The sequence below is a fragment of the Brucella haematophila genome (genome assembly GCF_005938105.1).
Taxonomy (GTDB): Bacteria; Pseudomonadota; Alphaproteobacteria; order Rhizobiales; family Rhizobiaceae; genus Brucella; species Brucella haematophila.
Genome location: NZ_VCPE01000012.1, coordinates 155,847 through 175,115 on the forward strand (window position 1 = coordinate 155,847; position 19,269 = coordinate 175,115).

Below are 19,269 nucleotides of genomic sequence, written 5' to 3' on the forward strand. Positions count from 1 at the left end.
CCATGGCTTTTCAGACCTTTGACGTCACCACCAACCCGGCCAATGGCGCGCCCCGCGTGGCGAAGCTGCGCGAGAAGATGGCCGCGCTCAGCCTTGATGGTTTTCTGGTGCCCCGCGCCGACGAGCATCAGGGCGAATATGTGCCGCCCCATGCGCAGCGCCTTGCATGGCTGACCGGTTTCACCGGTTCGGCAGGTGCAGCCCTGATCCTGAAGAAGTCTGCCTATGTCTTCATCGACGGACGTTACGAATTGCAGGTTCGCGCGCAGACTGACCCGAAGATCTTCTCTTACGAAAGTCTGGTGAGTACACCGCCTTCCGTCTGGCTGGCCGAGAATGGCAAGGGCCTGACCATCGGCTTCGATCCATGGCTTCACACCATTTCCGAAGCCCATGCGCTTCGCGAAGCACTGGAAAAACAGGGCGGCAAGCTGGTTCCGGTGGAGACCAATCTGGTCGATGCGGTGTGGGAAGATCAGCCAGCGGCACCAACCGCCGCCGTGACCATCCAGCCCGCACGTTTTGCCGGTCATGAGGCCAAGGACAAGATCAAGGAAATGCAGAAGGCGGTCGCGGCAAGCGGTGCTACGGCCACCGTGCTGACCGATCCGTCATCCGTCGCATGGGTGTTCAACATTCGCGGCAAGGATGTTTCCAACACGCCCCTGCCCTTGAGCTTCGCCATCATTCCGGCCAAGGGCGAACCGGAAATCTTCATCGACGAAGCCAAGCTCGCTATCGAGCCGCGCGCTTACCTCACCCAGCTTGCCAAGCTGTCGGCTCCCAGCAATCTGGAAGGCCATCTCAGCGCGCGTGCCGCAAAGGGTGAAGCCATTCTGCTCGACCCTGCGCTTGCGGCAGAAAAACTGCGCCTGATCGTCACCGGCGCAGGCGGTTCTGTGATTGACGGCAAGGACCCTGCCCGCATTCCACGTGCGGTGAAGAACAAGGCCGAGCTTGACGGTTCGCGTGCTGCACATGAACGCGACGGCGTGGCCATGGTCAATTTCCTGTCCTGGGTCGATGGGCAAAAGCCCGGTACCGTGGATGAAATCGGTGCAGCCCAAAAGCTGGAGGAATCACGCGCCAATGCCGGACGCGATTTCCAGATGCCGCTGGAAGACGTGTCTTTCGACACGATTTCGGGTGCTGGTCCGAACGGCGCAGTCATCCATTACCGCGTCAACACCGACACCAACCGCACGCTAGAGGATGGCGAGCTTTATCTGGTCGATTCCGGCGCACAATATCGCGACGGCACCACCGATATTACCCGCACGGTTCCGGTCGGCAAGATTGCGCCTGAAACCATCAAGGCCTTCACGCTCGTTCTGAAAGGTGTGATCGGGATCAGCACGGCGCGCTTCCCGGCTGGTACGCGTGGGCAGGATATTGATGTTCTCGCGCGTATCGCGCTTTGGAAAAACGGCTTCGATTATGCGCATGGCACCGGCCATGGCGTCGGTGCTTATCTCTCGGTGCATGAAGGACCGCAGCGGATTGCCAAGACGGGTTCGCAGGAACTGCTGCCGGGCATGATCCTGTCCAACGAACCGGGCTATTACAAGCCGGGCTCGTTTGGCATCCGCATCGAAAATCTGATCATCGTCACCGAACCGGAAGTGCCGGAAGGTGGTGACATTCCGATGATGGGCTTCGAAACGCTGACCTTCTGCCCGATCGACCGTCGTCTGATCGACAAGGCGCTGCTGACGCAGGAAGAGCTGGACTGGCTTAACAATTACCACGCCAGCGTGCGCGCAAAGCTGTCCGGCCACCTGAAGGATGCCGAACGCAAGTGGCTCGAAACAGCAACTGCGCCGTTATAAGCTCAAATTGGGAAAAAATGGCGCAGCGCGATCAACAGCGCTGCGCCTGCAAAAAACATCGTTAGCATGCTGACCCGCAAGGACAGAAAAACGCAAACGACGAGCACGAGCAGCTCCCGCCAGCCATGATCCGATGCAGGTGCGGCGACAATCGCCGTCAACACCGCCGCGGGCACGGCATTCAGCGCCGCCTCCACACGAAAATGCAGACGCTCAAAGCGCGACAGTACCAGATGGCCGCCAATACGGGTCAGATAGGTGAAGAACGCGGCGGCAATGATGATCCAGGTCGTGGTGTCCATGGGCGTCACACCTTCACATTCTGTGGCTTGGCAAGAATGGCTGCAAGCACAACGCCACCAGCCGCCCCCAGCGTCACATGCCAGGGCGAACCGACGAATTTATAGGCGGCAATGGCCGAGATCGCGCTGACGACAACCACCGGCCACCAGTGCTTGCGATGACGAAAACTCATCACCATGCCGAGGAAGTAGATCGGCAGCAGGAAATCGACGCCAATTGCATAGGGGTTGGAAATCAGGTCGCCAAACATGGCGCCAATCCAGGTTTCCAGAATCCAGCAGACATAGGTCATCAGACCCAGCCCCATATACCACGAGAAAGTGATCTTCTTGCCTGCCTCGCTGCGAATCTCGACCTCCGCATATTGCGGATCGACCAGCACGAAAAAGGCGACAGCTTTCTGCAAGAACGAGAAGTGGCGGATACGCCGCCCCACTGTTGCCGAGTAGAGCACATTGCGGAAATTGACCGCGAAAATGGAGAGAACGATCATCCAGGGAGCGATATTCTGCCCGAACATATCAAGGCCGACCATCTGGCTGGCGCCGGCATAGAGCGTGGCGCTCATGAATACCGCTTCACCGACCGAAAGGCCGTGATCGAGAGCAACCGCGCCGAACAGCACCCCGAAAGGTGTGCCCGCCAGCACAATGGGCACGCCGCGTTTCGCACCGTGCAGAAACTCACTGCTCGCAGAGGCCTTAGCTGGCCTGAAACCCTGGTCCACGGAATCCCCTCCTCCAGACCTGTAGTCATTAGAGCCTGAATCAAAAAGCGGCATGTGTGTGCGAAAATGGTGATTTTCGAGTACCGGAGCGGAGCGTACTTAAGGTACGTGAGCACCGGAACGGAGAAAATTGCCATTTGCAGCCACACAGGACGACTTTTGGAACAGGCTCTTAGGCAATTCCATGACCTGTTGGAATAGGTTTCCCGCAAAAATCATACAAATAGAGACGGTGCGGTCAGTTTATCTGACGCACGCAACATTTAGGCATCACTCATGCAGATATTTGATACGGCGATCAATCCGGTTGATCTGGAGGCAATGTACCTTCAATCTTTCTAATCCAGTCGACCAGAGGGCGCGAGCGCTCGACAAAATCGACCAGCCGGTCCGCAAGCGCTGCTTGCGTGATGCTCTCCGGATCGATTTCCATCCGCACCGCGAAATGACGATTGCGAATGGCCTCGACCAGATCCGGTTCAGTCACGCTTTCAAAGCCGCGCGGTGTGCGCTTCAGACGGTCACTATCGCTGATCTGCAAACCGTTCTTCTTCAGCTTTGCCACCACGGCGCGATACTCATCCGGCTTTTCCGCAATCGCTTTGCGAATGGCCAGCAGGAGCTTCGGTTTTGGTCCCCACCAGGCAACCCCGGCATAGCAATCGCGTACACCCGGCAGACCGATGCAGACATAGAAACAACCGCTTTCGTCCCATTTGGTGCCGGAGCGTGAAAGCAGCGCCGACAGGTGCCGGTTATAGGGCGCCTTGTCTTTCGAGAAGCGTGTATCGCGCTTGATACGAAACTGCGACTTCACGCGGTCGCCCTTGAAGCCCAGCCCCGCTTTTTCAAAGCGCGTGCTCAATTCTGCAATCAGATCGCCAAGCGGCTCTTTCAGGTGCTCTTCAAAAAGATCCTTGTTCTCCACAAACCATTCCCGGTTCTGGTGGAAATCGAGCGCCTTCAGAAAAGGAATAGCCTTGTCACCAAAACCCTTGAATGGCGCCATTCGATCATTCCTCCCCGACGAGCGTGAACCAAGCATCTTCATCAATGACTTCGATGCCAAGCTCGGCGGCTTTTGCGAGCTTCGAGCCTGCACCCGGACCAGCCACCACCAGATCGGTCTTCTTGGAGACGGAACCCGCCGTCTTCGCACCGTAGCGCTCTGCCATGGCCTTGGCCTCATCGCGCGACATGCGTTCCAGACTGCCGGTAAACACCACCGTCTTGCCTTCCACCGGTGAGCCGGTGGCGACACGGGCCGCTTCGTCCAGTGGGGTCACTTCCGCCAGAAGTGCCGCCAGCACTTCGCGGTTATGCGGCTCTCCGTAAAAATCCACGACCGCCTCCGCGACGATAGAGCCGATGCCTTCAACGGCAAGCATATCCTGCCAGGCTTCATTGCCCTTGTCGGTGCGGTCTCCACCCTTTGGCGGAACGGCTTCCAGCGCCGCCTTTTCGAAAGCAGCGTAGGACAGATAAGCCCGCGCAAAACGCTTGGCATTAACTTCGCCGACATGACGGATACCGAGACCAAACAGGAAGCGGCTTAGAGCAATTTCACGGCGGTCATTGATCGCGTCATAGAGCTTCTTGACCGACGTCGCGCCAAAACCCTCGATGTTTTCGAGCTTCTTCAGGGGCGATGCGGCCTGTCGCTTTTGCAGCGTGAAAATATCGGCAGGCGATTTGATTTGCAGGCTTTCATCATCGGCATGGAAGAAGAACTCAACCTGCTTTTCGCCCAGACCTTCAATGTCGAAGGCATTGCGCGACACAAAATGGCGAATACGCTCGACTGCCTGTGCAGCGCAGGTCAGCCCGCCGGTGCAACGATAGACGGCTTCACCTTCCTCGCGCACCGCATGGCTGCCGCAAACCGGGCACTGATGCGGGAAAGGAAACGGCACCGCATCCGCCGGGCGCTTTTCCAGCACCACGTCAACGATCTGCGGAATGACATCGCCAGCGCGCTGCACAATCACCGTATCGCCAATGCGAATGTCGCGCCCTTCGCGGATAGGCTCGCCCTTCTGGCCGATGCCCTTGATATAATCCTCATTGTGCAGCGTGGCATTGGTCACCACCACACCGCCGACGGTGATCGGCTCCAGACGCGCCACGGGCGTCATTGCGCCAGTGCGTCCCACCTGAATATCGATACCGCGCAGAATAGTGGTTGCCTGTTCCGCCGGGAACTTGTGCGCAATCGCCCAGCGCGGGCTGCGCGAGCGGAACCCGAGCCGGGTCTGAAGATCGAGCCGATCAACCTTATAGACCACGCCGTCGATGTCGTAATCGAGATTGGGACGCTCCAGACCAATGGCCCGATAATGGGCGATCAGTTCATCGACACTCGAAAGGCGCTTCATCAGCGGATTGACGGGGAAACCCCAGGCGCGGAACGCCTCGACCATGCCAAGCTGGGTGTCGGCAGGCATATCCGACATTTCGCCCCAGGCATAAGCGAAGAAACGAAGCTTGCGGCTTGCCGTCACCTTGGCGTCAAGCTGGCGCAGCGAGCCCGCCGCCGTATTGCGCGGGTTTACATAAGTCTGTTTGCCATCCGCTTCCATTTGGGCGTTGAGCGCCAGAAAGTCACTCTTGGCCATATAGACCTCGCCGCGTACTTCGACCACCGATGGCGCACCAGCCGGAAGCCGGTGCGGGATCTCGCCGATGGTGCGGATATTGGCGGTTACATTTTCGCCTGTCGTGCCGTCACCGCGCGTTGCGCCGCTAACCAGCACACCATTTTCATAGCGGATCGACATGGACAGACCGTCGATCTTCGGCTCGGCGGTAAAGGCAATGGAATTGTCCGGCAATTGCCCCAAAAAGCGATAGACGCTGCCGACGAAATCGCGCACATCATCATCGGAGAAGGCATTATCCAGCGACAGCATGGGCCGCGCGTGAACGATGGGTGCAAAAGTCGCCAGCAGGGGTGCAGCACCCACGCGGCGCGAAGGACTGTCATCGCGCACCAGTTTGGGGAAACGCGCCTCTATGGCCTCGTTGCGCCGCTTGAGGGCATCATAATCCGCATCCGAAATCTCCGGCCTGTCATTGGCATGGTAAAGCTCATCGTGATGAGCAATCTCACGCGCCAGTCGCTCCAGTTCGGCAGCGGCTTCAAGGTCGGTCAGTTTTTCAACGAGAATTTCGGACATATGCGGCAAGCATCCTGGCTATCTGAATCGAGCAGAAACATATCCAAGAAATGTCATTTAGCCTACAGCCGCCTGACTTTACGAACAGAGGATACTGTCAGATAGCTGTCAGGAGGCCAGAGCGCTGTTTTCCGCCAGCAAACGTTCTGCTGCCGCGCGCGCTTCATCGGTAATGCTGGCACCGGCGAGCATACGGGCAATTTCTTCCTGCCGCTCATCCACGCCGATAGACCGGATTGATGTCGACATGCGATCTTCGTTGGTCGCGGACTTAGCGATGAGGAAATGCGTCGATGCACGGGCCGCCACCTGCGGCGCATGCGTTACGGACAGCACCTGCACCCGCGACGACAGACGCGCCAGACGCTGGCCGATGGCATCCGCCACAGCACCGCCCACACCCGTATCGATTTCGTCAAAAACCAGCGTCGGCGCAGAACCGCGATCCGCCAGTGCAACTTTCAGCGCCAGAAGAAAACGCGACAGCTCGCCACCGGAAGCGACTTTCATCATCGGACCGGCTCGCGTGCCCGGATTGGTGCGGACCCAGTATTCCACCGTGTCGATGCCTTCGGCAGCACGCGCTTCCGGGTCGGTGATCATCTCGACCAGGAATTCGGCACGTTCCAGCTTGAGCGCCGGAAGTTCCGCCATGACGGCCGCTTTCAGATGCTCCGCCGTATCCTTGCGCCGGGCAGAAAGCTCCGAAGCAGCTGCGTCATAGGACGCCCTTGTCTCTGTTGCCTGCGCTTCAAGCTGCACCAGCTTTTCCGCGCCTGCATCCAGCTCTGCAAGGTCGGCATCCATCTTGTCGCGCAGAGCAGGCAAGCCTTCCACCGCGACCGAATATTTGCGCGCAGCCGCGCGCAGCGCGAACAGGCGTTCTTCCACCTGCTCCAGCACACGCGGATCGAAATCGATCTCCCGCATGGCGTGGTCGATGCCATCCTGCGCAATAGCCAAACTGTTCAATGCTTCATCGATGGCTTTACAGACCGGCTCAAGCAGATGCGGCGCTTCCGGGATTTTACGCTCCAGACGGCGCACGAGACTTGCAAGCGTCGGCACTGGCGAACCATTGCCCGACAGAAGTTCGCCCGCTTCGTTCACGTCACCGGCGATCTTTTCGGATTTCATCATCACCGCACGGCGTTCGGCGAGTTCGTCTTCCTCGCCGGGCTGCGGATCGAGTTTGGTCAGTTCTTCAACGGAAGAGCGCAGATAATCGCCCTCGCGCTCAGCAGCTTCCACGCGAGCACGGTGACGCGACAATGCGGTTTCTGCGTCACGCCACGCCTTGTGCCGTTCACGCACCACGACCGTCTCAGCGTCGAGACCACCGAAAGCATCCAGCAATGTGCGGTGAAGGTCGGTATCGATCAGCGCGCGATCGTCATGCTGGCCGTGAATTTCCACCAGCCTGCGGCCGAGATCGCGCAACAGCGCAACGCTTGCCGCCTGATCGTTGATGAAAACGCGCGTGCGCCCATCGCCCATCTGGAGACGACGCAGGATGACGTCGCCGTCATCATCAAAACCATTCTCGCGAAGGAAAAGCCGGGCCGGATGACCACCCGGCACATCGAATACCGCCGTCACCTGCCCCTGATCCGCACCATGGCGAACCAGCGAAGCGTCGCCACGCGCACCCAGCGCCAGCGACAGCGAATCAAGCAGAATGGATTTACCGGCGCCGGTCTCGCCCGTCAGCACGGACAAGCCGGTCTTGAACTCGATGTCGAGCCTTTCAATCAGGACAATATCGCGGATCGAGAGGTGCGACAGCATGTCGGGCTCAAACTGGTTATGAACCGCCGCCCGTGATGAGCGACGAAGCCTTGGCCAGCCATGAACCACCGTTTTCGCGCGGCTGAAGACCGCCGCTCTGCAGCAGCTTGTAGCTGTCCTTGTACCACTGGCTGTCCGGGAAGTTCTTGCCGAGAACCGAAGCGGCCATCTGGGCTTCCGCAGTCAGGCCAAGCGCATAATAGGCTTCGACCAGACGCGCCAGAGCTTCTTCCACCTGACGGGTGTTGGAATATTCCTCGACTACACCGCGGAAGCGCTTGATAGCGGCCAGATATTCCTTGCGTTCCAGATAGTAGCGGCCGACCTGCATTTCCTTGCCGGCGAGCTGGTCGCGGGCAAAGCGGATCTTCGCTTTCGCATCGTCGGTATATTCCGAATTCGGGAAGCGATCGACCACTTCCTGCATCGCGGCAATCGCACGGCGGCTGGCAGCCTGATCGCGCGTCACGTCCGGAATCTGACGGAAATAGGAAAGACCGATGATGTAATAGGCGTAAGCCGATTCGGGCGATGTCGGGTAAAGCGTGTTGTAACGCTTCGCCATGCTGATCGCTTCTTCGTAGTTACCCTTGCGGTAGTTGGTGAAGGCAGCCATCACAAGCGCCTTGCGTGCCCATTCCGTATAGGGATGCTGACGGTCGATGGCAGCGAACTTCTTGGAGGCTTCGTCGAGACGACCGGCGTCCAGATTGGCCAGACCTTCATTGTAGAGCTTGTCGGCAGGATCGATCGTCTCAACATACTTGGTGAGATCAATATCGTCGTTCTTGCTGGCACAACCGGCGAGCGGGATAAGAACGGCGATAGCGCCAGTTAACAGCGCGGTTTTCGTCACACCCGTGAATTTGAAACTCGTCATGCGGTCTCCGGCCTTCTGGCAGCGTCATTCCTGTTTGAAGCAACGTGCGCGCTTGTAGCATTGCAACCGTGCTTCATCCATCCAAATCATTCAACATCGGCAAAGATTAAACAGTGCCAAGGCTGTTTTGGCCGTCCATAAACCACATGCAGGCGCAATCGTCTAGCTCTTCAATCGCCAGATTTTGGCCGAAACACTGTCCGGACGGCTCCTTCGCAACGTGTGAACCGTGAAGATTGGTCCCCTCATCGGCCCATCGCAAACGACTACCGACTCGCATCATGATGGTGAACCGCCGAACACGGCTCAATTAAGGCCGCGTTCCGGGATCATCCAAATTATTGTGGACTAAGTGGCGAGCGCTTAAAGAGCCCAGGGTGCAGCGATATTCGGCTTCACCGCAACGAAATCCGAGCTCTTGGCATTGCGGCGTACGCCGGATGCCTCAACGATATCGAAAGCGCTCTTGTCGGCAAGAAGCGCCTTGACCGTCTCAGCATTCAGGCGATGACCGCTGCGATAGGAGCGGAAGCAGCCGATGAACGGCAGACCGGCAAGCGCCAGATCGCCCACGGCATCCAGCGTCTTGTGACGCACGAACTCGTCCTTGAAGCGCAGACCGCCCGGATTGATGACCGAATTGTCGTCACCAATGACCAGAGAATTGTCGAGCGACGAACCCAGCGCATGGCCGGAGGCCCAAAGACGCTCCACGTCCTTCATGAAGCCAAAAGTGCGTGCAGTCGAAATTTCCTTGCGGAAAACCGCTTCGTCCATGTCATTCGCAAATTTCTGGCGTCCGATCAGCGGGCATTCGAAATCGATCTCGACTTCAAAACGCGTGCCAGAGAACGGGCGGAATTCACCCCAGGAGCCGCCAGCTTCCACACGAACCGTCTTGAGAATACGAATAAAACGACGCTTGGCCTGCTGCGTGACGATGCCTGCCTCGTCGAGCGCTTCGATGAAACGCGCCGAGGTGCCATCGAGAATAGGCACTTCCGGGCCATCAACCTCGACAATCAGATTGTCGATGCCGAGTGCAGACACAGCGGCCATCAGATGCTCAACCGTATCGATCTTCGCTTCTTTCGGCCCAAGCGACGTGCAGAGGTCCGTCGCGCCGATCTCCGAAACATGCGCGTGGATCTCGCGCGCGCTGCCCTTCAGGTCCGAGCGCTGGAAGACGATGCCTGTATCCGCATCAGCAGGAATAAATGTGGCCGATGCCGGAGCACCGCCGTGTACGCCTACACCGGAGAGGGTCACCGCACGACCAATTGTCTTCTGATAAGCGCTCAAGGCTGTTCCAATCTATTCATAATCCAGAATATACGCGTAAGGCGTAAACAGGCCGCGCTTGCTCGCTGGCGTACCCTGCTCCCGCAATCGCACAATCTAATTCGCAAACGCGATTAATCCGTTAGATATGGCAAAATTAGCGGCAGGGAAGACAAAAAGAATCACAACCCCGTGTGAGCCCCGATACAACCGACCACGCTTAAAATAGTGAGCCGGTTCGTCGCGACAAAATCACGCTTTCTTACGCTCTATTACCATAAACCGCGTTTTATTCCAGTATCTGCCCTCAAAAGCAAAAAGCCCGCCTGAAACAGGCGGGCTTTTTGGGATTTTACATCAGCGTTCGATCAGTTCGACTGGCGGCGCAGGAAGGCCGGGATTTCGAGCTGGTCGTCTTCCGAAGCTGCACGCGGCTGCGGGCGGCCCTGATCGTCAAGCTGGCCACGGCGCGGCGCGTAGATCGAGCCGTCCTGCTGCATCGGACGGCGTTCAGCCGGACGCATGCCAGGTTCACGATGCTGAGCTGGCTCCAGACGTGCTGCAGGCTGCTCTTCTTCACGACGCGACAGACCATGGGTCAGACGCTTGAGAAGGCTCATCGGGCCGCGTGGCTCTTCCTGGGCAGGCTGTGGCTGCTGCGGAGCGCGACGGGCTGCGATTTCAGCCTGTGCAACCGGCGGGAAATCCGAAACAGCTGGCATACGTGGAGCCGGACGCGGTTCGCGGGCCGGTTCTGCATGCATCTGCTGCGGCTGCTGGTAAGCCTGTGGCTGAGTGGCCTGAGCCTGCGGCATCGGTGCGCGAGCAACCGGTGCGCGTTCAAAGGCTTCCGGTGCAGGCGCCTGGAAAATGCGGCTCTGCGGACGGAAATCAGGCTCTGCGGAAGCAGCAGGTGCGGCTGGCGCAACTGCAATCGGCATATCGACTTCGGCAGACTGGATTGCCTGAGCAATCGGATCGGCCTGACGCGGCTGCTCAACGACCGGAGGACGCAGAGCGCCATGCGGTGCCATCGGCTTGGCCTGCGAGGTCGGCTGCTTTACTGGCTGGCGAAATTCCAGCGGCGCAGGCGCCGCATCTCCGATCTGCTTGTCGATGCCGGTAGCAACCACGGATACGCGAATGACGCCTTCGAGACCTTCGTCGAAGGTTGCGCCAAGGATGATGTTTGCTTCCGGATCGACTTCTTCACGGATACGCGTTGCAGCTTCGTCGACTTCGAACAGGGTCATGTCGCGACCACCGGTGATCGAGATCAGCAGACCCTTTGCGCCGCGCATCGAGGTTTCGTCGAGCAGCGGGTTGGCAATCGCAGCTTCGGCAGCAGCCATTGCACGGCCTTCGCCGGAAGCTTCGCCGGTGCCCATCATCGCCTTGCCCATTTCGCGCATAACCGAGCGAACGTCAGCAAAGTCGAGGTTGATGAGGCCTTCCTTGACCATCAGGTCGGTGATGCAGGCAACACCCGAATAGAGCACCTGGTCGGCCATCGCGAAAGCGTCAGCGAAGGTGGTCTTGTCGTTGGCGATGCGGAAGAGGTTCTGGTTCGGAATGACGATAAGCGTATCGACGTTCTTCTGCAGTTCTTCGATGCCGAGGTCGGCCGTCTTCATGCGACGCGCGCCTTCGAAATGGAAAGGCTTGGTCACGACGCCAACGGTCAGGATACCGCGTTCACGTGCTGCGCGGGCTACGACCGGAGCTGCACCGGTACCGGTGCCGCCGCCCATACCTGCGGTGACGAAGCACATATGCGTGCCATTGAGGTGATCGACGATTTCGTCGATGCATTCTTCAGCAGCGGCACGACCGACTTCGGGCTGGGAACCTGCGCCCAGACCTTCCGTCACGGCAGCGCCGAGCTGGATGATCCGGTCGGACTTCGACATGGTCAAAGCCTGCGCGTCAGTGTTGGCCACAACGAAATCCACGCCGCGCAGACCGGCATTGATCATGTTGTTGACTGCATTGCCGCCGCCACCGCCGACACCGAATACGGTGATGCGGGGCTTCAGCTCGGTGATGTCCGGCTTTTGCAGATTGATAGTCATTGGTCCTTGTTCCTCTTAAAGCCCGTCACCGCTTTTCGCCGCTGCGGTGCTGATTGGTTGTTACCCAGATGGTCACGTCCCGGAAAATTCGACTGTTCACTCAAAGATCGGTTACTCAGAAACTCTCCCTCAGCCATTGGCTGACACGTTGAATGCGCCCACCCGTACCGGTCATAAGACCGGAGGAAGCTGCTTTTACCGACCGTTCTTCTATCCCGGCCACCTGCGGGTAGATCAGAAGTCCGACGGTCGCGGCAAAAGCTGCCCCCTTAGCCGCCTCAGGCAATCCCGCTATTCCTAGAGGACGCCCGATTCGTACATTTCTTGCAAGGATTCGTCTGGCTGCCTCCGGCATTCCCGGCAATTGGCTTGCGCCGCCGGTCAAAACCACACGCTTGCCGACAATGTGTCCGAGGCCTGACTGGTTCAGCCTGTCGCGAACCAGTTCCAGCGTTTCTTCCACTCTTGCACGGATAATCCGCGTCAAAACCGAACGCGGATACTGATTGGGAACATCACGCTCGTCGTCGCCAATCGGCGAGACAGAGATGAGATCGCGGTCATCGGCAGCGCTTGGCAGCGCCGAGCCATACATGACCTTCAGGCGTTCAGCGTCTTCCATGCGAGTGGAGAAACCGCGCGCCACGTCCATCGTGACGTGATTGCCGCCGATGGCAACCGCATCGGCGTGAATGAATTTGCCTTCGGAGAAGACGGAAATCGTCGTCGTGCCGCCGCCCATGTCGATGCAGGCTGCACCCATTTCCGCTTCGTCGCCGACCAGAGCCGACAGGCCGCTTGCATAAGGCGTTGCGACAATGGCTTCGACCGACAGATGGCAGCGATTGATGCAAAGCTCGAGATTGCGCAGCGGAGCGGCATCAGCCGTCAGCACGTGCATATCGACGCCAAGACTATCGCCCAGCATGCCCTGCGGGTCGCGCACGCCACGCTCGCCATCGAGCGTATAGCCGATGGGCAGCGAGTGAACGAGGTGACGTTCTGCGGCCAGAGCCTGCTTCGCGCCAGCTGCAAGAACACGGCGAATATCGGTCTGCTCGACCTCATGACCGCCGAGATTGACGCTCGCGGTGAAGGTCTCGCTCTTGAGGCGACCAGCCGAAATATTCACGATGAGGCTGTCGACGGTCAGACCGGCCATGCGTTCTGCGGCATCCACTGCGAGACGGATGGACTGTTCGGCAGCATCGAGATCGATGATCACGCCGGACTTCACGCCACGCGAACGCTGATGGCCGATGCCCAGCACTTCCATACGGTGCGTGCGACCTGGCAGGAGCGCGCCGCCTTCATGCGGGCGCAGCCTTGCAATGACGCAGGACACCTTGCTTGAGCCAACATCCAGAACCGTGAGCAGGCGCACCTTGCGCCCTGCAGTTCCGCCTTGAGATGATCCCTTACCGCCCAGAATACTCATACGCGCTTCCCCGTGCGGGCCAATTCTTTCTTACGCTCCGCCAGGAACTTCTGGCGCTGTTCCATACCGCTTGCCGTCAGCTGAACGGTGATGCGATCATCCAGACGGAGATCGACCGCCGTGATATCGCGGGTCAGAAGATGCTTTTCCTCATCGAGCTTCTGGATCTGCGCGAGCGCTTTAAGCGGATCTTCCGCCGGAAGCATGATGCGCACGCCATTGTCCAGCAGCAGGTCCCAACGACGGTCGGCGACGCGGATGTATGCGCGAACCTTGCCAGCCAGCGCCGGATAATTTGCGACCTCGTCGACAAAGCCCTTAACGACCTTCTGGGCACCGTCACCGACGACGAGTGGCAACGTGTTGTAGCGACCGGCACGGAAAGGAACGATGGTATCGCCTTCGGCATCGATCAGCGACAATTCGTTGTCGTTCTGCCAGATGGCGAAAGCCTGACGCTCATGCAGCGCAACCTGAACCGTGCCCGGATAAACCTTGCGTACTTCTGCGCTCTCAACCCACGGCAACTGCGCGATGGAGGCGCGCGCTTCTTCTGCGCTCAAGCCCACCAGCGACGTTTCGCCATCAAGGTTAAGCTGGCCCAGAATATCGATATCGGAGGTCTCGCGATTGCCGACAACCTTGACATCCTCGATAGCGAAACCGAGCGTCGAGGCCGTGGCCTTCACCACTTCCTGAGAATGATTGCCGACGACCATGCCATAAAGGCCGGTGGCGCCGAGGAAGCCCAGCATGCCGATGGTGCCGGCATGGCGCGGAATGCTGACATTGCCCTGAAACAGACGGGCGGCGAAGCGAAACGGCTTGCGCAGAAAGCGTGGCAGGACGAATGCGACATTCATCGCCGATGCGTCTCGCATCGCGCCCGAGCGCCTATATCCATCATTTTTGCCGTTCAACGCAAACAAGACGCGTCCTCCACCATCCAACTCAACAATTCACCGAAAGAGATACCAGCCGCTTTGGCGATATCAGGCACGAGCGAGGTGGGCGTCATCCCCGGTTGGGTGTTAACTTCCAACCAGATAACTTCGCCTTCTTCTGAAAAACGATCATCGAAACGGAAGTCCGACCGGCTTACGCCCCGACACCCGATTGCCCGATGCGCCGTAAGGGCCATTGTTTGTATTTTTTGGTAAATATTTGGTAAAATTTTTGCCGGACACACGTGAGTTGATGCGCCTGCAACATATTTTGAATCATAATCGTAGAACTGATGACCAACCGGAACGATCTCGCAGACATCCATGGCGCGATCGCCCATCACGGCGCAGGTCAGTTCGCGCCCGGCGATGTAGCTTTCCACCAGAACTTCGTCACCATATTTCCAGTCGGCGGAGCCGATGATTTGCGGCGGATGGGTCTGGTCTTCCTTGACGATCACGACGCCGAAGCTGGAGCCTTCACGCACCGGCTTGACGACATAAGGCGGCTCCATCGGATGCTCGGAACCAATATCGAAACGGTTCATCAGACGCGACGGCGCAACAGCCACGCCAGCAGCCGCAGCAACCTTCTTGGCGCGATCCTTGTCCATGGCGAGCGCCGAAGCGAGAACGCCGGAATGCGTGTAGGGAATCTGGAGATATTCGAGGATGCCCTGAATGGCGCCATCTTCACCGAACGGACCGTGCAGCGCATTGAAGGCGACATCAGGATTCAACTCGGCAAGAACACTGGCAACATTGCGATCCACATCGATGCGAGTCACGCGGTAACCGCACTCTTCGAGGGTCTTTGAACAGGCCGCGCCAGACGACAGGCTGACAGGACGCTCGGAGGAGAACCCACCCATCAAAACGGCGACGTGTTTTCCCGTCATGTTAAGCATCCCCTCTGCGCAATCCCCTGCGCGGTGAATCAAGAACAGAGTCCGAACAGTCCAGCGGACCGGTGTTCCGATCCCGAAATTCGTTTCAACCGATATCGATCACCGACGAATTTCGGGATCGAAAGAACACCGGCTACTTTTTAAACAGCCAGTGTCGTTTTGATCTCGAAGTTCGCACTCGCGCACGATATCGAACCCTAGCGAACTTCGAGACCACGACACTGGAGGCCGCAGACACCCACAGCAGGAAAATCCTGCCGAATCAAATCACTGTGTGGTTAACCATAAAGAATCAGAGGATTGATTCCGTGACAAGACCCTATCAAAAGGGACGAACCTTACGCGTCGCTTGCGAAGGCAAAAAAGCCCGGAATTTCAGGCAGAAAATCCGGGCAATTTTTTTATTAAACTTTGCCGAGAAACTCTTCTACGCGCTCGCCGTCGCGGAACAAACCGAGACGCTTGATCTCCCAGTGGAGGCGAATCCCTGAGTTCTCGAAAACTTTTGCGCGAACTGTCTCGCCCAAAGTCTCCAGATCATGCCCGGTCGCGGTGCCAGTATTGATCATAAAATTGCAGTGCATCTCCGACATCTGGGCACCGCCGACGCGCAGTCCACGACAGCCAGCCTTGTCGATTTCCTTCCAGGCAGATGTGCCTTCGGGATTCTTGAAAGTTGAACCGCCGGTCTTTTCGCGCACAGGCTGCACCGTCTCACGATGATGCTGCACCTCGTCCATGGCGCGCTGAATATCCTCGCGGTCGCCCGGGACGCCCTCGAACAGCGCCGAGGTGAATATCAGCTCCGGCGATGCCGAAGAATGGCGATAGGCATAGCCCATATCGGCATTGGAAAGCACATGCAGCTCGCCCTTGCGGTCAAGAGCCCGAACTTCCACGACGCGCTCGCGTGTTTCCACGCCATTGGCGCCCGCATTCATGCGCAGCGCCCCGCCAATGCCACCAGGAATGCCATGGTAGAAATGGAAGCCGGAAAGCCCCGCCTCAAGCGCCGCCGCAGCCACGCGCTTGTCTGGCGTCGCGGTGCCTGCCCTGAGCTGCGTCTCGGAGACCCGCTCCACCTCGCCAAAGCCCTTTGCAGAGAGCCTGACAACAAAGCCAGGCACGCCACCGTCGCGCACGAGCAGATTGGAACCGATACCGACCACGAGGATCGGTATTTCTTCCGGCACTGCCTTCAGGAAATTCGACAGGTCTTCCTCATCGGCAGGCTGGAACAGAACCTGTGCCGGACCACCGGCACGGAACCAGGTGATCTTGTCCATGCCCGTATCAGGCGTCAGGCGCCCGCGCAGGCCCGACAGCTTGCTATCAAGCTTCTTGAGAAGCGTCTCGCCGCTTTCCATCGGGTGATAGTCCATTACTTCTTACCCTGATCGGCGAGTTCTTTGGGCAGCGCGTAGGCCCATTGCGTGATGTTGCCCGCACCGAGGCAGACCACAAAGTCGCCCGGCTGCGCGATGGAGGCTACGAGCGGTGCCAAGGCTTCCGGTCCGCTGGCATAACGCGCATCACGATGGCCAGCCGTCTTGATGCGGCTGACGAGCGTCTCGGAGTTCACGCCTTCGATAGGGTCTTCACCAGCCGTATAGACCGGCGTAACGATGACGGTGTCGGCATCGTTGAAGCAGGCAGCAAATTCGTCGAACAGGCTGTGCAGGCGCGTATAGCGATGCGGCTGCACAATGGCGATCACGCGACCGCCTGCCTGGCTTGTGGCTTCGCGCGCGGCTTTTAGCACGGCGCGGATTTCCACCGGATGGTGACCGTAATCGTCAAAAATTTCGACGCCGTTCCACGAACCCGTATGGGTGAAGCGGCGCTTCACGCCACCGAATGAACCGAGGCCGCGACGGATATCGTCGGCGGATATGCCCAGTTCATGCGCAACCGCGATGGCAGCCGTGGCGTTGGAAACGTTGTGCTGGCCGGGCATCGGCAGGCGCAGATCCTTGATTTCGACCGTCTCGCCCTTGCGCGAACGGATGACGACGTCGAACAGGTTCGCCGCGCCTTCCATGCGCTGATTGACAAAGCGCACTTCCGCCTGCGGGTTCTGACCATAGGTGATGATGCGGCGATCTTCGATGCGGCTGACAAGCGCCTGCACTTCCGGATGATCGAGGCACATGACGCCAAAGCCGTAGAACGGCACATTCTCCACGAACTGCGCAAATGCGGCGCGCACATTGTCGAAATTGCCGTAATGGTCGAGATGTTCCGGATCGATATTGGTTACAACCGCAATATCGGCAGGCAGCTTGAGGAAGGTGCCGTCGCTTTCGTCGGCTTCCACCACCATCCAGTCGCCATCACCCATGCGGGCATTGGTGCCATAGGCGTTGATGATGCCGCCATTGATAACGGTCGGATCGAGATGCCCTGCATCAAGCAACGCCGCCACCATCGACGTGGTGGTCGTCTTGCCATGCGTACCGCCGATGGCGACCGCACGACGGAAACGCATCAGCTCGGCCAGCATTTCGGCGCGGCGCACGATGGGCAGCAGCTTTTCGCGTGCAGCGGCCAGCTCGGGATTGGTCTTCTTGATTGCCGTCGAGACAACGATGACTTCCGCGTCGCCAAGATTTTCCGCCTTGTGGCCGACGAAGACCTCAATGCCCTTTTCGCGCAGACGCTGCACATTGGCGCTGTCCGACTGATCCGAGCCCTGGACCTTGTATCCGAGATTATGCAGCACCTCGGCGATACCACTCATGCCGATGCCGCCAATTCCAATGAAATGGACGAGCCCGATGTTCAGCGGCATTTTCATGACCGAGTTCCTTTTTTGAATTCCTGGACAGATTTTCCTGCTGCAATAGCCTCTGCCAGATCGGCAAGCAACCGCGCAGCATCTGGCTTACCGACGCTTTTTGCGGCTTTTGCCTGATTTTCGAGCCTTTCCGGCTCATTCATCGCCGATTGCAGGATTTGCGCAAGGCGTTCGGGGGAAAGATCCGCCTGTCGCACGACCTCGCCGCCGCCAGCGCTGGCGAGTGCAGCAGCATTGGCCGCCTGATCGTGATCGAGCGCATGGGGGAACGGCACCAGAATGGCGGGGCGACCGATCACAGTGATTTCCGAAACGGTCGACGCGCCCGAGCGCGAGATTACGAAATGCGCATCCGCCATGCGTGCGGGCATATCGTTGAAGAAGGGAGCCACATCGGCTGGAATGCCAAGCGCCTTGTAAGCCTCGCGCACCGAAGCTTCGTCTTCCTTACGCGCCTGCTGGGTGATCAGGAGCCGCGCCCGTTCCTTTTCCGGCAACAGGGCGACCGCAGCCGGTATCGCATTCGAGAAGAACTGCGCACCCTGGCTGCCACCGAAAACCAAAAGACGAAAACGCTCATCAGGCTTTGCGGGCTTGTAAGGCGTGGCAGCTGCCGCGAGTACAGGCGGGCGCACCGGATTGCCGGTCGTCACGGTCTTTTCGGAAAAAGCACCGCCTGTTTCCGGCAGAAAGCCACCGGCAATGGCCTTGACGCGTCCCGCAAGCCCTTTGTTGGCGCGGCCCATGACGGCGTTCTGTTCATGCACCAGCGTTGGAATATGCATGTTGCTCGCGGCATAAAGCGGCGGCAAGGTCGGATAGCCTCCGAAACCGGCGACGAGCTGCGGTTTCAGGCGGCGGAACAGTTTGCGTGAATCGAGATTGCCCTGCCAAAGCGACCAGAATGTCTTGAGAAGCGCAAAGGGATTGCGGCCCGCAATGGTCGCGGAACGGATCACATGCACATGGTCTTCCGAGAAGGCGCCCGCAAAACGCTGCGCACGCGCATCTGTCGCCAGATGCACGTCCCAGCCGCGTGATTTCAGCTCATGCGCCAGCGCTTCCGCCGGAAAAAGATGGCCGCCCGTTCCCCCGGCGGCCAATACGATAACACCTTTACCCATCA

The 19,269-nt window shown here is 58.7% G+C and carries 15 protein-coding genes; 1 reads left to right on the forward strand and 14 read right to left on the reverse strand.

Features of this window, described 5'->3' with window-relative positions; all coding sequences use genetic code 11:
• The first annotated feature begins 2 nt into the window (after window positions 1–2).
• On the forward strand, window positions 3–1,829 hold the full coding sequence (locus FGI60_RS17985) for an aminopeptidase P family protein (RefSeq protein ID WP_138786366.1): 1,827 nt from the start codon (window positions 3–5) through the stop codon (window positions 1,827–1,829).
• 2 nt (window positions 1,830–1,831) lie between these two features.
• Here the strand turns inward: FGI60_RS17985 and FGI60_RS17990 are convergent, their stop codons facing one another.
• From FGI60_RS17990 to murG, 14 genes are all read right to left on the reverse strand, one after another.
• Entirely contained in the window at window positions 1,832–2,131 is a 300-nt protein-coding gene (locus FGI60_RS17990; RefSeq protein ID WP_138786367.1) for an AzlD family protein, read from the reverse strand.
• Between the two features lie 5 nt (window positions 2,132–2,136).
• Window positions 2,137–2,859, reverse strand: coding sequence for an AzlC family ABC transporter permease (locus FGI60_RS17995; RefSeq protein ID WP_138786368.1), 723 nt, complete (start codon window positions 2,857–2,859; stop codon window positions 2,137–2,139).
• A gap of 298 nt (window positions 2,860–3,157) precedes the next feature.
• A complete protein-coding gene (locus tag FGI60_RS18000) occupies window positions 3,158–3,868 on the reverse strand; it encodes a DUF2461 domain-containing protein (RefSeq protein ID WP_138786369.1) in 711 nt (236 codons plus the stop codon).
• Window positions 3,869–3,872: 4 nt separating this feature from the next.
• Window positions 3,873–6,035 (reverse strand): NAD-dependent DNA ligase LigA, encoded by a 2,163-nt coding sequence (gene ligA / locus FGI60_RS18005; RefSeq protein WP_138786370.1) that lies wholly within the window; start codon window positions 6,033–6,035, stop codon window positions 3,873–3,875.
• 108 nt (window positions 6,036–6,143) lie between these two features.
• Window positions 6,144–7,823 (reverse strand): DNA repair protein RecN, encoded by a 1,680-nt coding sequence (gene recN / locus FGI60_RS18010; RefSeq protein ID WP_138786371.1) that lies wholly within the window; start codon window positions 7,821–7,823, stop codon window positions 6,144–6,146.
• Between the two features lie 16 nt (window positions 7,824–7,839).
• Complete coding sequence (locus tag FGI60_RS18015; protein WP_138786372.1) at window positions 7,840–8,703, reverse strand: outer membrane protein assembly factor BamD; 864 nt, start codon at window positions 8,701–8,703, stop codon at window positions 7,840–7,842.
• 363 nt (window positions 8,704–9,066) lie between these two features.
• Window positions 9,067–10,005: a UDP-3-O-acyl-N-acetylglucosamine deacetylase gene (gene lpxC, locus FGI60_RS18020; protein ID WP_138786373.1), complete on the reverse strand. Its 939-nt coding sequence runs from the start codon at window positions 10,003–10,005 to the stop codon at window positions 9,067–9,069.
• A 347-nt stretch (window positions 10,006–10,352) separates the two neighbouring features.
• Entirely contained in the window at window positions 10,353–12,056 is a 1,704-nt protein-coding gene (gene ftsZ / locus FGI60_RS18025) for a cell division protein FtsZ (RefSeq protein WP_138786374.1), read from the reverse strand.
• Between the two features lie 115 nt (window positions 12,057–12,171).
• The gene (gene ftsA / locus FGI60_RS18030) at window positions 12,172–13,494 is read right to left on the reverse strand and encodes a cell division protein FtsA (RefSeq protein ID WP_109369408.1); all 1,323 of its coding nucleotides are present in this window, start codon (window positions 13,492–13,494) and stop codon (window positions 12,172–12,174) included.
• Window positions 13,491–14,423 (reverse strand): cell division protein FtsQ/DivIB, encoded by a 933-nt coding sequence (locus FGI60_RS18035; protein ID WP_138786375.1) that lies wholly within the window; start codon window positions 14,421–14,423, stop codon window positions 13,491–13,493. Before FGI60_RS18035 ends, ftsA begins: the two co-directional genes overlap by 4 nt.
• Window positions 14,411–15,337: a D-alanine--D-alanine ligase gene (locus FGI60_RS18040; protein WP_138786376.1), complete on the reverse strand. Its 927-nt coding sequence runs from the start codon at window positions 15,335–15,337 to the stop codon at window positions 14,411–14,413. Before FGI60_RS18040 ends, FGI60_RS18035 begins: the two co-directional genes overlap by 13 nt.
• A 413-nt stretch (window positions 15,338–15,750) precedes the next feature.
• Complete coding sequence (gene murB / locus FGI60_RS18045; protein WP_138786391.1) at window positions 15,751–16,713, reverse strand: UDP-N-acetylmuramate dehydrogenase; 963 nt, start codon at window positions 16,711–16,713, stop codon at window positions 15,751–15,753.
• Window positions 16,714–16,727: 14 nt separating this feature from the next.
• Window positions 16,728–18,143, reverse strand: coding sequence for a UDP-N-acetylmuramate--L-alanine ligase (murC, locus tag FGI60_RS18050; RefSeq protein ID WP_138786377.1), 1,416 nt, complete (start codon window positions 18,141–18,143; stop codon window positions 16,728–16,730).
• Window positions 18,140–19,267: an undecaprenyldiphospho-muramoylpentapeptide beta-N-acetylglucosaminyltransferase gene (murG, locus tag FGI60_RS18055; RefSeq protein ID WP_138786378.1), complete on the reverse strand. Its 1,128-nt coding sequence runs from the start codon at window positions 19,265–19,267 to the stop codon at window positions 18,140–18,142. Before murG ends, murC begins: the two co-directional genes overlap by 4 nt.
• Window positions 19,268–19,269 lie beyond the last annotated feature (2 nt).

Excerpts from the sequence above, each read along its gene's own strand:
- FGI60_RS17985 (WP_138786366.1), top strand. The coding sequence starts at position 3 with ATGGCTTTTCAGACCTTTGACGTCACCACCAACCCGGCCAATGGCGCG.
- FGI60_RS17990 (WP_138786367.1), bottom strand. The coding sequence starts at position 2,131 with ATGGACACCACGACCTGGATCATCATTGCCGCCGCGTTCTTCACCTAT.
- FGI60_RS18000 (WP_138786369.1), bottom strand. The coding sequence starts at position 3,868 with ATGGCGCCATTCAAGGGTTTTGGTGACAAGGCTATTCCTTTTCTGAAG.
- ligA (WP_138786370.1), bottom strand. The coding sequence starts at position 6,035 with ATGTCCGAAATTCTCGTTGAAAAACTGACCGACCTTGAAGCCGCTGCC.
- recN (WP_138786371.1), bottom strand. The coding sequence starts at position 7,823 with ATGCTGTCGCACCTCTCGATCCGCGATATTGTCCTGATTGAAAGGCTC.
- FGI60_RS18015 (WP_138786372.1), bottom strand. The coding sequence starts at position 8,703 with ATGACGAGTTTCAAATTCACGGGTGTGACGAAAACCGCGCTGTTAACT.
- ftsZ (WP_138786374.1), bottom strand. The coding sequence starts at position 12,056 with ATGACTATCAATCTGCAAAAGCCGGACATCACCGAGCTGAAGCCCCGC.
- ftsA (WP_109369408.1), bottom strand. The coding sequence starts at position 13,494 with ATGAGTATTCTGGGCGGTAAGGGATCATCTCAAGGCGGAACTGCAGGG.
- FGI60_RS18040 (WP_138786376.1), bottom strand. The coding sequence starts at position 15,337 with ATGACGGGAAAACACGTCGCCGTTTTGATGGGTGGGTTCTCCTCCGAG.
- murB (WP_138786391.1), bottom strand. The coding sequence starts at position 16,713 with ATGGAAAGCGGCGAGACGCTTCTCAAGAAGCTTGATAGCAAGCTGTCG.
- murC (WP_138786377.1), bottom strand. The coding sequence starts at position 18,143 with ATGAAAATGCCGCTGAACATCGGGCTCGTCCATTTCATTGGAATTGGC.
- murG (WP_138786378.1), bottom strand. The coding sequence starts at position 19,267 with ATGGGTAAAGGTGTTATCGTATTGGCCGCCGGGGGAACGGGCGGCCAT.